This is a genomic window from Terrabacter sp. 2RAF25, assembly GCF_052115265.1.
Taxonomy (GTDB): Bacteria; Actinomycetota; Actinomycetes; order Actinomycetales; family Dermatophilaceae; genus Terrabacter.
In genome coordinates this window covers 360,116-373,767 of sequence record NZ_JBFRGJ010000008.1, presented here as the reverse complement: position 1 = coordinate 373,767, position 13,652 = coordinate 360,116, and the positions used below count along the sequence as shown (strand labels likewise).

Genomic DNA, 13,652 nt, shown 5'->3' with positions numbered 1-13,652 from the left:
ACCCGTCAGGGCACGGTGGCCGGGCCCGGCGTCAGGGGATGAGGATCGCGCGTCCGCGGACGAGCCCGGCGTCGAGGTCGTCGATCGCCTGCTGGAAGTCGTCCAGGGGGTACTTCGTGGTGTGGAGCGTGACCTTGCCCTGGGCGGCGAGGACCATGAGCTCCTGGAGGTCGTTGTACGAACCGACGAGGTTGCCGACGAAGTTGATCTCCGTCGAGATGACGTCGATGGTCGGGACGTCGATGTTCTCGCCGTAGCCGACGACGAAGTAGCTGCCGGCCCGGCGGAGCATCGCCGTGCCCTCCCTGGTCGCCCCGCCCTCGCCGACGAAGTCGATGACGGCCTCGGCGCCCTTCCCGCCGGTCAGCTCGAGGACCTTCTCGACGTGGGTGCCGTCGGCGACGACGCCGTGGTCCGCGCCGATCTCGACCGCGAGGGCGACGGCGTCGGGGTTGCGGTCGACGACGACGACCGTCGCCCCGGAGATCGCCTTCATGACCTGGATGCCGATGTGGCCCAGACCGCCGGCGCCGATCATGACGCAGACGTCACCCGGGCGGGTGACCCGGGCCGCCTTGGCGGCGGCGTGGTACGCCGTGAGGCCCGCGTCGGCGAGCGCCGCGACGTCCGACGGCTCGAGGGACGCGTCGATGCGCACGACGCTGCGGGCCGTGGTCCGGAGGTACTCCGCGTACCCCCCGTTCGTGTCGATCCCGGGGAACTGGCTGTTCTCGCAGTGGACGTCGTCGCCGAAGCGGCACGCGCGACACAGCCCGCACGTGATCAGCGGGTGGAGGATCACCGTGTCGCCGACGGCGACGTTGGTGACGGCGTCGCCGACGGCGTGCACCCAGCCGGCGTTCTCGTGGCCGATCGTGTACGGCAGGGCGACACCGCTCTTCGCCTCCCACTGGCCCTCGAGGATGTGGAGGTCGGTGCGGCACACACCGGCGCCCCCGATCCTGACGATGACGTCGAGCGGTCCCTCGACCTTCGGCTCCGGCACCTCCGTCAGCTGCAGCTTGGTGTGGTACCCGACGACCTGGACGGCCCTCATGACGTGCTCCTCGTGTCCGTGACCTGCGTGGTGATGGCCGTGGCGTCGCCGTCCGCGTAGCGGGTCGCGAGCAGTCCGCGGCAGAAGTGGGCGTTGCCCTCGATGGAGATCCGCACCGACGTCGCGAGGCGCAGCCGGAGGGGCAGCTCGTCGTCGGGCACGGGGACACCGTGCTCGTCCACGACCACCGGGTGATCCGGCGCCACCCCGAGCCCGAGGTCGGTGCGACGTCGCAGCAGCGCCTCCTTGGTGCGCCCGGCCGGCAGGTCGCCGAGGGTGAGGCACCCGAGATCCTCGAGCCGGGCGCTGCCCGAGGTGAGGGCCGCCATGACGCACCGCTCCATCGCCGCGGTGTGCGCCTTGCGCTGGAAGGTGAGCCGCAGCGCGTCGAGGCTCTCCTCGGCCTCGGCACCGAACGTGCCCAGGTAGCCGGCGTCGGCAGCGATGCCGGCGTTGATCTTGTCCGAGTCGTGGTGGTCGTCGAGCAGCACCGTCACCTGCCCCACACCCGGCACCCGCCGGAGCGCGTCCTGGGCGTCCGAGACCATGAGGTAGGCGAAGTTCGGGGAGCAGAACGACGTGGGCAGCCGGAGGTGCACCGTGACGCCGGACGGGTGCAGGGCCACGGACCGGACGAAGCCGAGCTCTGTGATCGGCTCGTCCAGCTCGGGGTCCATCACCGTGGCCAGCGCGTCGAGCACCTCGTTCGCCAGGGATGCCCCGTGTCGCGTCACCGCTCCCCGTCGGGTCGATGACGCCACCGGGGTGGCGACGGCGCTCATGAGAGCGCACTCTCCTTGGCACCCGCCGCTACCTCCAGGCCCGGCTCGCCCTCCTCGTCGTCGGCCAGCCGCAGCTGCGCTGGCACGTCCAAGCCGTACATCTTCGCGGCGTTGAGCCCGAGGATCTTCTTCTTGGCCGTGGCCGTCAGCTCGGGGTACTCCGTCATGTCCTCGGGGATCTGGAAGTCGACGAACTTCTCGATGAGCCACTTCGGGGTCCAGATCGCGTAGTCGCTCGAGAACTGGATCTTGTCCTCGCCGATCCAGTAGAGGAGCTCACCGATGATCTGCGCGAAGTACCGGGGACGGGTGTGGATGAACGGCATCGCGACCGCCAGGCCGGCGTGCACGTTCGTCTCCTGGGTCGCGATCCAGCAGAAGTCCTCGAGCCGCGGAAGCCCGCAGTGCTCGACGACGAAGTTGAGTCCCTGGAAGTCGGTGGCCACCGCGTCGACGTCGGCGACGTCGAAGGCGTCACGGTCGAGCGGGATGATCGTCGGGCCCTTGTGGATGTGGATGTTCGTGACCCCGAGCTCCTCGCACGCCTCGAGGTACTTGTACGTCCACGGGTCGGTCAGCTTGTAGCCGCGCGAGTCGCCGTGCCACTCCGCGGTGTAGAGCTTGACCCCCTTCAGGCCGAACCGCTCGGCGTCCTGGCGCAGCTGGTCCAGCCCCGCCTGCTCGTTGCGCGGGTCGAAGTTGTGGTTGTAGGTGAGCTTCCCGGGGTTGGCCTGCGTCAGTGCCCATGCCTCCTCGGTCTGGCCGAAGCCGGTGTTGTAGAAGTCACCGAGGTGGGCGGGCTGGAAGATCGCGTGGTCGACGTAGCCCTCCTCGAACAGGTCCTTCATCAGGCGCTCGCCGCCGTAGTACGTGTACGTGTCGTAGTCCCACACGACCTCCTCGGGGCTGAGGTTCTTGTGGTAGTCGTAGAAGCAGTCGATGAACTGCTTTCCGTGCACGTTCTTGAGGTTCGGCTCACGCGCGTCCCACAGGGCGACGTGCGCGTCGACGACGTAGTACTTCTCGCCGTTCTTCTCGTACATTTCTTCCTCACTTCTTCGTGGTGTCGGGATGAAACGCGGTATGCCGCTGGGCCGGCTGCGGGGCCACGCCGGGCTGGTGGCCGGCCCAGCGGCATACGAACTGCTTTGCGCGCCAGTGGATCTCCGTTGTGCTCAGTGGACGCTGAGGTCGAAGCCGATGTACTCGGCAGCGTCCTCCGGGCTCGCGAAGAGCATCGTCTTGTCGTCGAGGTGGACCATCCGCCCGTAGTGCGTCGAGCTGATCTCCTCGAAGACGGAGCCGTCGAACTCGGTGCCGAGCGCGTCGGTCAGCTCGTCGTAGTCGAAGCTCAGCAGCTTCGTCCCGTCGACCCGGATCATCGACGGGTACTCGGTGAGCTCGACGCCCTCCTTGCGACCCATGACCTCGGCGACGACGCGCCCGACCGGGGTGTTCATCAGGGTGACCCCGCACATGTTGGAGAACGAGGCAGAGGGTCCGAACTGCATGCTCACTGGTCCAGCTCCTTCGGAAGGTCGAGCCCGATCTCGTCGAGCAGGCTGCGGAACTTGTCCTTGGCCGCGTCGAGGGACGTGGCGAAGGTGACGGTCTTCTCGGCGGGCTGCGACCAGATCGGCTGCAGCGCCTGGGCGGCTTCGAGGCACTTCGGGACCCACGTCGCGAGCCACTGCCCGAAGAGGACCTTGTTGGCCGCGCCGTGCTCCTCGTCGCGCACGAGCAGCTGGAAGAGGTTGCGCGAGGCGGCGAGGTCCCGGGCGTAGTCGTTCTCACCGGTGCCGACGAGCGTCGGCGTGATGTAGTCGCCGTTGCGCGCGGCGATCTGCATGACGAGCTCGCTGCGGAAGAGCTGGCCGACGAGCTGCTCGAAGACGATGTTCGTCGCGAAGGTCAGCTCGGCCCAGTCACCCACTGCGGTCAGCTCTTCCACGGTCCGACGGGTCGGCTGCCACTCCGGCGCGCTCTGCCACACGTCGCGGTGGGCCGCCCCGTCGAAGTCGATGCCGGCCTCGGACAGGTCGAGGTTGTAGAGGGCCAGGTCCTGCGCGAACCGCATCTTGTGCGCGGCGGCGACCGCGACCGCGTTGTTGATCATGTTCGTCGGTGCGGACCGCTGGATCGAGGTGAAGACGTGCAGGGCGATGCCGTTCTCCGCGTGCATCCAGGCGCCGAGGTTGCGCTGGATGAAGGAGACCCAGGCGTGGTTCCAGGCCTCGTAGGCCCGGGCCCGCTTCGCGTTCTCGAGGCAGAGGTTGACCTGCCGGACGACCGCCGCGTTGTTGCGGTAGATCGTCTGCTCCCACTCCTCGTTGGGGTCGAGGAAGGCGTGCCAGTCGGACGACTGGGCCTTCGTCCACTCCTTGGGGTAGCCACCGGGGCCGTCGCCGAAGCCGTAGATCCAACCCTGGGTCAGGTGCCGGTCCGGGTCGGGCTGCACGTCGACGGTGACGTCCTCGTACATCGTCGCCCGCAGCTTCGCGGGCTTGTAGTAGTTGTACGTGCGGCTCTTCGAGCTCGGGAACTCCAGGGCGCCGGCCTCGGAGTCGGTGAACTCGATCTTCGGGAAGCTGCGCGTCTTCTGGTCGGTGATGTCAACCATGTCAACTCCGTTGTTGGTGTTGGTGATTCGTGGATGTGAAGCGGTCAGGCCGTGACGACCGCCGGGCTTGTGAACGAGTCGTGGAAGACCTGGTCACCGGGCACGCCCTGCCCCTCGAGGAAGACGAGGGCGGCGTCGACCATCGGCGGCGGACCGCACAGGTAGACCTCGCACCTCGCGAGCTCGGCCTCCCGGCGCGCCACCACGTCGGTGACGTTGCCGGCCTCGGGGACCACGGCGGACGGCATACGCCCGCTCGGCGACGGCGTCGCGTCGACCGCCTCCGAGAGGCAGGCGACGAACTCGAAGTCGCGCAGCCCCTCCCCGAGGGCGAGGATCTCGTCGACGTAGAAGAGGTCCTCAGCCGTGCGGGCGCCGTAGTAGAAGCGCACCGGCCGGGTGCTGCCGGTCTCGTTGAGGTGACGCAGCAGCGACAGGATCGGGGCCATGCCCGCGCCGCCGCCGATGCACACGACCGGCAGGACGTGGCCCTCCTTGATCGTGAAGGAGCCGTACGGGCCGTTGACGTGCAGCTCGTCGCCGACCCGGAGGACGTCGTCGAGCAGGGCCGAGAAGCGGCCGCCCGGGTACTTCTTGATGAGGAACTCCACCTCGCCCGGCGTGGACTGCGTCGTCGCCATGGAGAACGAGCGGTGCTCGTCCGTCCCGGGGATGCCGATGTCGCTGTACTGGCCGGGCTTGAACTCGTACGCCGCGGGCTCGACCGCCGTGAGGCGCAGCGACACGATGTCGCGCGTCACCGGTTCGATGGCGGTGACCCGGGCGCGGACGTCCTGGATGGGCACGCCGCCGAGCAGCTCGTCCTCGTCGAAGTTGAGCAGCTCGATGGTGCAGTCGCTGAAGGCGTGTGCCCGGCAGAGCAGGACGTAGCCCTCGTCGACCTCGGCGTCGTTGCAGGCGAATGTCGAGTAGCGCTCCATCTGGATCTCGCCGTCGAGGACGTAGCTCTTGCAGGCCGAGCACTGGCCCTCGCGGCACCCGTGCATGAGGTGGATGCCCTGGCGGAAGGCGGCGTCGAGGATCTTCTCGTCCTCGGCGACCTCCATCTCGATGTCGACGGGTTCGAAGCGGATCTTGTGGGTGTCGGCCACGGTGGCCTCCTCTCGGGTGGGGTGTGGACGGGATCGGGGCGGGCACGGGCCCGCCGGGGGTTGGCGGCGACACTCATCCCTGGTGGCGCCGCCAACCCGATCTGGCGTGGAGCAGCACGCCCCGGTCACGAGATCGGTCAGGCGACCTTCGTGCCGTTCGCGCGGTACTCCGCGACGTGGGCCTCGCGCTCGCTGTCGGACATCTGGTTGAGGAGCACGTTGGGGCTCATGAACCGGTTGCCGCGCACGTCGTCGAGCGTCCACATCCGCTTCGGGTCGAGGTCGAGGTGCGGCTGACCGATGAGGGTCTTGCCGTCGTCGCGGACGTAGCCGAGGTCCTTGACGATGTCGGCGAGGTCCTTGTCGTGGTGCAGCGTCTCCCACTCGCGGAAGCCGGTGAGGCGGCCCATGTTCGGCGTCTCGCGGCCCTCGTACTCCGACCGGAACGCGACGGCGTCGGTCCAGTAGCACGTCTCGGAGCAGTAGGTCCGCCACTGCTCGTCGACCTTCTCGACGACCATGTCCTCGCGGATGAGGGCCGGCACCATGCACGTCCAGCACCGGTGCGGGTACTGGTAGCCCACGTCCTCGAAGGCGATCGGCTTGTTCTTGCCGGGGTAGGCGAGGCGGTTGTAGTTCTCCCACCACTTGCCGTACTTGCTGTACCACCCGGGGTACTTCTCCTCGAACCAGGCGAAGTCCGTGTCGGTCATGGTGTCGATGCGCCAGTAGTTGACCGGCCAGCCGGTGGCGAAGAAGCGGGCGACCTCGTGGACGTAGCCCTTGTTCGTGATCCGGTTCCAGGCCTCCTCGACGAGGTCGTGCGGGATCGTCAGGCCGTACTTCTCGAGCGGCAGCAGGTAGCTGCGGTAGTAGTCGTCGTAGATCCAGCGGCGCCACATCTCGGCGTAGCTCTCGCGGTCCTTGCGCCGGTCCTTCGTGCCGTACTCGATGAAGGTGCCGATGGCCGCGTCGACGACGCAGTGGTTGTTCCACCAGGCGTAGCGCAGGTCGCGCTCGAGGAGCGGCCGGTTGCGCTCGTCGGCAAGGGCCATGAGCAGGATGGAGTAGCCGTTGGAGATGTGGCGCGACTCGTCGGACTGGACGGAGTGGAAGACCGTTGGCAGCAGGTAGTCGCCGTTGGCCGCCGCCTCGTCGGGCATCGCGACGAAGAGCGTGTTGGTGAAGGCCGTCTCGGCGACGACGGTGAGGTAGACGTTGGCGGCGGTGATCGCGTCGCCGGTGATGAAGCCCTCGCCGAACTGGCGGCCGATGGTGCCCGCGTAGTTGTTCGCGAAGGCCTTCTCGGTCATGTCGAAGCCGGCCGGGTCGATGTACTGGTTCATGTACAGCTTCTTGAGGTTCATCTGGATCGTCGAGTGACGCACCTCGTCGATCATCTGGACCGCGAGCCCGTTGTGGATCTCCGGGTTGGGCACCGCGTCGATCGCCATCGGCATCGCGCGGGCCGCCGAGATCTCGGGGAACGGGATGATCGACAGGAACAGCTTCTGCCACTCGAGCCAGCGCTGCTGCACCTGGCGGAACATGTTGCCGCGCACCGCGCCGTCCATGGCTCCGAAGACGCGGTTGTCCTTCTCCTCCTCCATCGGGAAGTAGGACCGCATGATCTGCTTGAGCGGGTCCTTCTTCGGGGCCTTCTCGAACGTGTAGTCCGTGCCGAAGCGGGTCGCGGGCGTCGCGAAGGTCGGCTCCCACGTCAGCTCGGAGATCTTGGCGTGGGCCTTCGTCAGACTCTGTCTGCTCACTCTTGCCTCCTGGTGTCGGGTCGGTCCGGGTGGACCGAGCCGGTTCGGCGGATCGTTTCGCCGTGTGGCAGGAGACTGGTCGGCGGCAGCGTGCGCAGGTGTCTCAATGTGAGAGCAGGCGCAGGCCCGGACCTGCGCCGTCTCACTTTGAGACGGTCCCAGCGTGCGGGTCGGACGGTTCCTTGCCGAACGGCGGCCGGGAACTGACACTGGGGCAGGACGTTCGGGCGCACTGAGGCGCCCCGTGACGAGGAGGTGGCGGTGGCCGACCGGACCCAGGCCCTCGAGCTCGCCAGGGGCCACTTCATCGAGTCGGGCGTCCTCGAGGGCACCGTGCGCGAGGTCGTCGGCCAGTCGTGGCAGCGCAGCACGCAGGCCGGCGTCAATCCCGAGCTCGTCCTGCCCGAGTATGCGGCCACGCTGGGTGAGTCCGAGGTCCACCGGCTCGTGTGGCCGGTGCTCGCGAGGGCGGCCGAGCAGCTCGGTGACGAGCCCGTGAGCATGATCTTCGCCGATGCCGAGGGACACGTCGTGCACCGGCTCTGCACCGACCGGTCTCTGGCGAAGAGGCTCGAACGGGTGAGCCTCGCGCCCGGCTTCACCTACGCCGAGGAGGCCGTGGGCACGAACGGAATCGGTACGACCCTGCTCACCCGCACGCCGACCCTCATCACCGGCGGCGAGCACTTCACCGAACCGCTGATGATGTTCGCGTGCGCCGGCGCACCGGTGCACCACCCGATCAGCGGGGCGCTGGTGGGGGTCGTGGATCTCACGTGCTCGGCCAGCGTCTCGAACGGGCTCCTGCTGTCGTACGCGCGATCGATCGCCGAGCGCATCGAGTCGGAGATCCTGGCCAAGGTCTCGGTGGGTGAGCTGACCTTGCTGCGCGACTACCTCGCCGCCTGCCGTCACGCCACCGGCCCGGTCCTGGCCCTGGGCGACGAGGTCGTGATGATGAACCACCTGACCCAGCAACGGCTAGACGTCGCCGACCGCACGGCACTGGTGGCTCGCACCGGCGACGTCATCGGTGAGGGCTCGCCCCTGACCCTGGTCGCCGACCTGCCGAGCGGCACGGTGGCCCGGCTCGACTACCGGCCCACCTCGGTGGGTCCCCGAGTCGTCGGGGGCGTCTTCCGGGTGCAGCTGCAGCAGCCGTCGAAGCTTATCGGCGGCGGGCCCAAGCAGCTGCGGCCCGTGTCGGTGTCGCTGCCCGGCGTGGCCGGCACCAGCCCGGAGTGGGTGCGGGTCATCCTGCAGCTGCGCGAAGCCCACCGCTCCGGCGCCTGGGTCGTCGTCGAGGGCGAGCCCGGGGTGGGGTCGTTCTCGCTGGCGCGGGGCATCCACCTGGCCCACTCCCCCGAGCGGCACTTCCGGGTGCTGGACGCCGCAGCCTCTCCGACCGACCCGGACTCGTGGTTCGCATCGCTCGTCGACGAGCTCGAGACCGAGGAGGGCACGCTCGTCATCCGTCACCTCGACCGGATCGACCCCGACCTGGTCGAGTCGGTGGCCACGCTGCTCGTCGAGCACGCTGACCGCTCACGGGGCGCGGCCCGGTGGGTCGTCGCCACCTGCACCCGCGCAGGCCGCAGCGAGCCCGTCGAGACGCAGCTCATGCCGTGCTTCGACCGGACCGTCGTGCTCGAGCCGCTGCGGCACCGTCCGGAGGACATCCGGGTCGTCATCCCGCACCTGCTGCGATCGCTCTCGCCCAACCGTGAGCTGCAGATCTCGCAGTCTGCCGTCAACCAGCTGACGCGCCACCCGTGGCCGAACAACGTGCGCCAGCTGCGAGACACCCTGCGCAAGATCGTGGCGACGAAGCGGAGCGGCACCGTGGAGCTCGCGGACCTCCCGCCCGAGTGCATGGCGGTGGGACGACGCAGTCTCACCCCGCTCGAGGCGCTGGAACGCGACGCGATCACGCGCGCGCTCGACGACCACGGCGGCAACAAGGGTCTGGCGGCTCGGCACCTCGGCATGTCGCGCGCCACGATCTACCGCAAGATCCGGGGCTACATGATCGACACGCGGCCCTGAACCACGCGGGGACCAGTCGCGTCCCGTGCTGGGACCTACGAGGGCAGCACGATCGAGATCGCGTGGATGAGCATGCCGATGAGACCGCCGACGAGGGTGCCGTTGATCCGGATGAACTGCAGGTCGCGGCCGACCTGCAGCTCGACCCGCTCGGCCGTCTCCTTGCCGTCCCACCGGTCGACGGTGTCGCTGATGATGCGGGTCAGCTCGGTGCCGTAGCGGTCGACCGCGTACACGGTGGCGTCGCAGATGCGGGCGTCGATGCGGTCGCGAAGCGCTTCGTCGGCGAGGAGGCGCTTGGCCAGCGCCGTGACCTCCTGGACGGCGCGGGCGCGGACTGGCCCGCCCTCGTCCTCGAGTGCAGCCACCACCACGGCACGGAGTGAGCCCCAGAGCGACATCGCCGTGTCGGCCACCTGCGGGTGTGAGAGCACCCGCTCCTTGAGGCGCTCCGCCTTGGCCTGCGTGACCGGGTCGTGCTGGAGGTCGTCGGCGAGGTCGATGAGCAGCTTGTCGAGCGCCTGGCGCACGTCGTGGCGCGGGTCGTTGCGGATGTCGGCCAGCCACTTGAGGGCCTCGACGTGGATCTTGCGGGCGACGATGTCGTTGATGGCGTCGGGGACCCAGGCGGGAGCGCGCTGGGTGATGAGTGACTCGAAGAGGTCCTCGTTGTCGACGAGCCACACGCGGATCTCGTCGAGCGCCAGGTCGACCAGCCCGACGTGCGCCTCGTCGCGCACGACCTGGTCGAGCAGGCCACCCGCGAGCGAGCTGATCGGCTCCTGGGCCAGACGAGGCAGGACGGCCTGCTCGATCACGGCACGGACGTCCTCGTCGGGGATGCGGTGCAAGGCGTGGACGGTGACCGTCGCGACCTCGTCGACGAGGCGTTTGGCGTGACCCGGGGTGAGCGCCCACTCGGCGGCGCGCCGGGTCGGCTCGGCGTCGAGCACCCGCTCGCGGATGATGTCCTCGCGCATGAAGTTCTCGCTGACGAACTCCTCGAGGCTGCGGCCGATCATCTCCTTCTTGCGGGGGATGAGGGCGGTGTGCGGGATCGGCAGGCCGAGCGGGTGCCGGAAGATGGCCGTCACGGCGAACCAGTCGGCGCAGGCACCCACCATCGAGGCCTCGGCCCCGGCGTTGACGAAACCGAGGATGCCGTCGTCGTGGCCGCGGGTGAGGACGTAGACGATCGCCGCGAGCACGAGCAGGCCCGTGGCCACGAGCCGCATCTGGCGCAGGTCACGGCGTCGCTGTGCCTCCAGGGCGGGGTCGACGATGAACCCGAGCGGTCCGCCCGCGCCACTCCCGCGCCGCCGGCCCCCCGTGCGTCCCTCCGGCCTGTCTGGGCTCGCGCCGGTCGGCTCGGACGCGCCGGGGCTGGTCGCCGGCGTGGCGGACGGGGTGTCTTTCGAGCCCGGGTGTGCTCCGGCGCCGGGGGCAGGCGTGTGCTTGCCCTCCGGGTCGCGTTCTCGCGTCGCCTGGGGTGTGGTGTCCACGTGCGGCACCTCCGAGGATGGTGTGCTCAGCGCGCCGTCTCGAGCGCGAAGGTCAGAGCATCGATCCTCGCACGCGTCTCGCCATCGGTCGCTATGCGCTCGCCGATGCGGGTGGCGATCGCGCTCACCTCGTCGGCCACGAGACCCGGGCTGAGGGTCAGCACGACGCGCAGGACACCGGCGCCCGCAGGCTCGCCCGCCTCGAGGAGGTGACGTGCCACACGGGGCTCGGCGGCCACCGCGGCGCTCACCGCCGAGGCCACGTGCGGGTCGAGGTGGCTGGGCAGCCACGTCCTTTCCTGGGCCAGCGACCACAGCATGCTGGGCCGCAGCACGGTCGCGTGCGGCGACGCGACGTCGACGACCAGCACGTGGCACTCCTCGCTGATCGCGGCCTGCGCAGCGGCGGCAGCGCGAACGGGAACGGGTCGCGCGGCGGGGTCCCAGGCGGTGAGGCTCTCGAGCGAGGTGAACATCGGCAGGGCGCGCGAGCCGTCGGGTGAGGTCAGCGTCACGGCGGCCATGTCGCTGCGGGTGTCGACGGCGTGCTCGCCGGTCTCGTCGACCTCGGTGGCGACGGCGACGACGGGCACGAGCCACCGGCTCCGCGCGACGCTCGACATCAGGAGCGACTCGGTGTCGTCGTCAGGCGCCGACTGGGCGGCACGGAGGGCAGCCAGAAGCCGCTGGTCCGCAGACCCGTCGTCGCCGGAGAACCCGTGCGACGGGATCAACTTGCCCTCCCACGCCTGACCCGCCGAGTCAGCAGGGCGGCCCTGCGCGTCGACGTGGCCCTGCCCGGCCCGGAGCTCGGAGGATCCGCTCATGCGGACGGACGACCGGCGACGTCGAGCGCCTCGGGCAACGTGAACGCGCCCCGGTAGAGCGCAGACCCGACGATGGCGCCCTCGACGCCGTCGCCGACGAGGGTGCGGATGGTCGCGATGTCGTCGAGGGTGGAGACCCCACCGCTGGCGACCACCGGACGGTCGGTGCGGGCGCAGACGTCACGGAGCAGCTCGACGTTGGGGCCCTGGAGCATGCCGTCCTTGTTGACGTCGGTGACGACGTAGCGGGCGCAGCCCTCGCGGTCGAGGCGCTCGAGGGTGTCCCACAGGTCGCCGCCCTCGCGGGTCCAGCCCCGGGCCGCGAGGGTCGTGCCGCGCACGTCGAGGCCGATCGCGACGCGGTCGCCGTGGTCGGCGATGATGCGGGCCGTCCACTCGGGGTCCTCGAGCGCTGCGGTGCCGATGTTGACCCGGCGGCAGCCCGTCGCCAGTGCCGCCTCGAGCGACTCCGTGTCGCGGATGCCCCCGGAGAGCTCCACCTGCAGGTCGAGGCGGCCCACGATCGAGGCGATGAGCTCGCGGTTGCTGCCGCGGCCGAACGCCGCGTCGAGGTCGACGAGGTGGATCCACTCGGCTCCGGCGTGCTGCCACGCCTGCGCGGCCTCCCAGGGATCGCCGAACTGGCCGCCGCTGCCGGCGACGCCCTGCACGAGCTGCACCGCCTGGCCCCCCGAGATGTCGACGGCGGGCAGCAGCTCCAGCCGTGGCTGGTCGGTGGGTGTGGTCATTCGGTCACGCACTCCTCGGGTCGATCGTCGACCTCCGAGTATGCCGTGGGGTCCGGGATCCCGACCGACCGGACCGTCAGTCGGGCGCCGGGCACAGGACGGAGTGTTCTCTCGATCGGGAACGGGGTGACGGAGTGTTCTCTCGATCAGGGGGTTGGGGTGGTGGTGGGGGCGGCAGGGTCGTCCGGCTCGGGCGAGGCTGCTGCCGTGATCTCGGCCCGGTGGCGCCACAGCACGTAGGCCAGGCCCAGAACGAGCACGATGCCGATGAGCAGCAGTCGCATCGGCCAGGACAGGTCGAGCAACGTCGTGACGACGAGGGCGCCGATGGCCGTGCCGACCGTGGTGGGCAGACCGGGCCGGCTGGCGCGGCGGCGCGGGTAGAGCGACCCCGACGACGTGCGTCGGCGCGTCGAGGCCCGGCTCGCCGTCCCCCTGGACGTCGAACGCTTCGTGCTTGCCGACTTCCTCGTCGCCATGGCTCCTCCTCTTCGACCCGGTCCCCTTGACTGACAAAGGGATCCGGGCTCAGCTCACAGGCTGCGGACCCAGTTCTCCAGAAGATGGATGCCGGCATCGCCGGACTTCTCTGGGTGGAACTGCGTCGCGCTCAGGGGGCCATTCTCGACCGCCGCGACGAACTTCGCACCGTGACGCGCCCACGTCACTCGAGGCGCGACCCGCGCGAAGGCTCCGGTGGCCTCGAGGGTCCACTGCTGGACGGCATACGAGTGCACGAAGTAGAAGCGCTCTTGCTCGACACCCGCGAAGAGCCGCGACCCCTCGGCCGCCTCGACCTCGGACCAGCCCATGTGCGGCACGACGTCGGCGGGCAGCCGCTCGACGGTGCCGGGCCACTCGGCCAGGCCCTCGAGGGGGTGCGCCGACGGCTCGGCCGAGCCGTCGAAGAGCACCTGCATGCCGACGCAGACGCCGAGCACCGCCCGGCCTCCGCTGATGCGGCGGCCGATGATCCGCGGGCCGTGCGCGGCGGCGAGTCCGGCCATGCACGCGTGGAAGTTGCCGACGCCGGGGACGAACAGGCCGTCGCACTCGAGCGCGCGGTGGGGGTCGGCCGTCAGGGTGACCGTCGCACCGACCCGCTCGAGGGCGCGGACGGCCGATCGGACGTTGCCGCTGCCGTAGTCGAGGACGACGACGTCGGCGCTCACCGGGAGTCCGCCATCG

Annotated in this window: 13 protein-coding genes; 1 reads left to right on the top strand and 12 read right to left on the bottom strand. The window is 69.8% G+C overall.

What is annotated here, in order from left to right; translation table 11 throughout:
• Window positions 1-31: 31 nt before the first annotated feature.
• The 7 genes from AB4091_RS19420 to AB4091_RS19390 all read right to left on the bottom strand — a co-directional run bounded on the left by AB4091_RS19420 (window position 32) and on the right by AB4091_RS19390 (window position 7,340).
• Window positions 32-1,057: an NAD(P)-dependent alcohol dehydrogenase gene (locus tag AB4091_RS19420; protein ID WP_442294046.1), complete on the bottom strand. Its 1,026-nt coding sequence runs from the start codon at window positions 1,055-1,057 to the stop codon at window positions 32-34.
• Window positions 1,054-1,839 carry an iron-sulfur cluster assembly protein gene (locus tag AB4091_RS19415; RefSeq protein WP_442294044.1) on the bottom strand — a complete coding sequence of 262 codons (786 nt, stop codon included), beginning with the start codon at window positions 1,837-1,839 and terminating at the stop codon, window positions 1,054-1,056. Before AB4091_RS19415 ends, AB4091_RS19420 begins: the two co-directional genes overlap by 4 nt.
• The gene (locus AB4091_RS19410) at window positions 1,836-2,882 is read right to left on the bottom strand and encodes an amidohydrolase family protein (protein WP_442294042.1); all 1,047 of its coding nucleotides are present in this window, start codon (window positions 2,880-2,882) and stop codon (window positions 1,836-1,838) included. The genes AB4091_RS19415 and AB4091_RS19410 overlap by 4 nt, the downstream gene beginning before the upstream one ends.
• Window positions 2,883-3,014: 132 nt before the next feature.
• Window positions 3,015-3,350: a propane 2-monooxygenase effector subunit MimD gene (gene mimD, locus AB4091_RS19405; protein ID WP_442294108.1), complete on the bottom strand. Its 336-nt coding sequence runs from the start codon at window positions 3,348-3,350 to the stop codon at window positions 3,015-3,017.
• 2 nt (window positions 3,351-3,352) lie between these two features.
• A complete protein-coding gene (locus AB4091_RS19400; protein ID WP_442294040.1) occupies window positions 3,353-4,459 on the bottom strand; it encodes an aromatic/alkene monooxygenase hydroxylase subunit beta in 1,107 nt (368 codons plus the stop codon).
• Window positions 4,460-4,503: 44 nt separating this feature from the next.
• Window positions 4,504-5,571: an FAD-binding oxidoreductase gene (locus AB4091_RS19395; protein WP_442294038.1), complete on the bottom strand. Its 1,068-nt coding sequence runs from the start codon at window positions 5,569-5,571 to the stop codon at window positions 4,504-4,506.
• A 137-nt stretch (window positions 5,572-5,708) separates the two neighbouring features.
• Window positions 5,709-7,340 carry a hypothetical protein gene (locus AB4091_RS19390; protein WP_442294036.1) on the bottom strand — a complete coding sequence of 544 codons (1,632 nt, stop codon included), beginning with the start codon at window positions 7,338-7,340 and terminating at the stop codon, window positions 5,709-5,711.
• A gap of 261 nt (window positions 7,341-7,601) precedes the next feature.
• Here AB4091_RS19390 and AB4091_RS19385 point away from each other — a divergent pair, with 261 nt between their 5' ends.
• Window positions 7,602-9,386 carry a sigma-54-dependent Fis family transcriptional regulator gene (locus tag AB4091_RS19385; protein WP_442294034.1) on the top strand — a complete coding sequence of 595 codons (1,785 nt, stop codon included), beginning with the start codon at window positions 7,602-7,604 and terminating at the stop codon, window positions 9,384-9,386.
• Between the two features lie 35 nt (window positions 9,387-9,421).
• Here the strand turns inward: AB4091_RS19385 and AB4091_RS19380 are convergent, their stop codons facing one another.
• The 5 genes from AB4091_RS19380 to hisH form a co-directional block, all read right to left on the bottom strand.
• The gene (locus AB4091_RS19380; RefSeq protein ID WP_442294032.1) at window positions 9,422-10,888 is read right to left on the bottom strand and encodes a DUF445 domain-containing protein; all 1,467 of its coding nucleotides are present in this window, start codon (window positions 10,886-10,888) and stop codon (window positions 9,422-9,424) included.
• 26 nt (window positions 10,889-10,914) lie between these two features.
• Window positions 10,915-11,715 (bottom strand): SseB family protein, encoded by an 801-nt coding sequence (locus AB4091_RS19375; protein WP_442294030.1) that lies wholly within the window; start codon window positions 11,713-11,715, stop codon window positions 10,915-10,917.
• A complete protein-coding gene (priA, locus tag AB4091_RS19370; RefSeq protein ID WP_442294028.1) occupies window positions 11,712-12,464 on the bottom strand; it encodes a bifunctional 1-(5-phosphoribosyl)-5-((5-phosphoribosylamino)methylideneamino)imidazole-4-carboxamide isomerase/phosphoribosylanthranilate isomerase PriA in 753 nt (250 codons plus the stop codon). The genes AB4091_RS19375 and priA overlap by 4 nt, the downstream gene beginning before the upstream one ends.
• Window positions 12,465-12,610: 146 nt before the next feature.
• Complete coding sequence (locus tag AB4091_RS19365; protein WP_442294026.1) at window positions 12,611-12,943, bottom strand: hypothetical protein; 333 nt, start codon at window positions 12,941-12,943, stop codon at window positions 12,611-12,613.
• 54 nt (window positions 12,944-12,997) lie between these two features.
• A complete protein-coding gene (gene hisH, locus AB4091_RS19360; RefSeq protein WP_442294024.1) occupies window positions 12,998-13,636 on the bottom strand; it encodes an imidazole glycerol phosphate synthase subunit HisH in 639 nt (212 codons plus the stop codon).
• Between the last annotated feature and the right edge of the window lie 16 nt (window positions 13,637-13,652).

Coding starts and splice junctions, on each gene's coding strand:
- AB4091_RS19375 (WP_442294030.1), bottom strand. CDS start 11,715: ATGAGCGGATCCTCCGAGCTCCGGGCCGGGCAGGGCCACGTCGACGCG.
- priA (WP_442294028.1), bottom strand. CDS start 12,464: ATGACCACACCCACCGACCAGCCACGGCTGGAGCTGCTGCCCGCCGTC.
- mimD (WP_442294108.1), bottom strand. CDS start 3,350: ATGCAGTTCGGACCCTCTGCCTCGTTCTCCAACATGTGCGGGGTCACC.
- AB4091_RS19420 (WP_442294046.1), bottom strand. CDS start 1,057: ATGAGGGCCGTCCAGGTCGTCGGGTACCACACCAAGCTGCAGCTGACG.
- AB4091_RS19415 (WP_442294044.1), bottom strand. CDS start 1,839: ATGAGCGCCGTCGCCACCCCGGTGGCGTCATCGACCCGACGGGGAGCG.
- AB4091_RS19400 (WP_442294040.1), bottom strand. CDS start 4,459: ATGGTTGACATCACCGACCAGAAGACGCGCAGCTTCCCGAAGATCGAG.
- AB4091_RS19410 (WP_442294042.1), bottom strand. CDS start 2,882: ATGTACGAGAAGAACGGCGAGAAGTACTACGTCGTCGACGCGCACGTC.
- AB4091_RS19365 (WP_442294026.1), bottom strand. CDS start 12,943: ATGGCGACGAGGAAGTCGGCAAGCACGAAGCGTTCGACGTCCAGGGGG.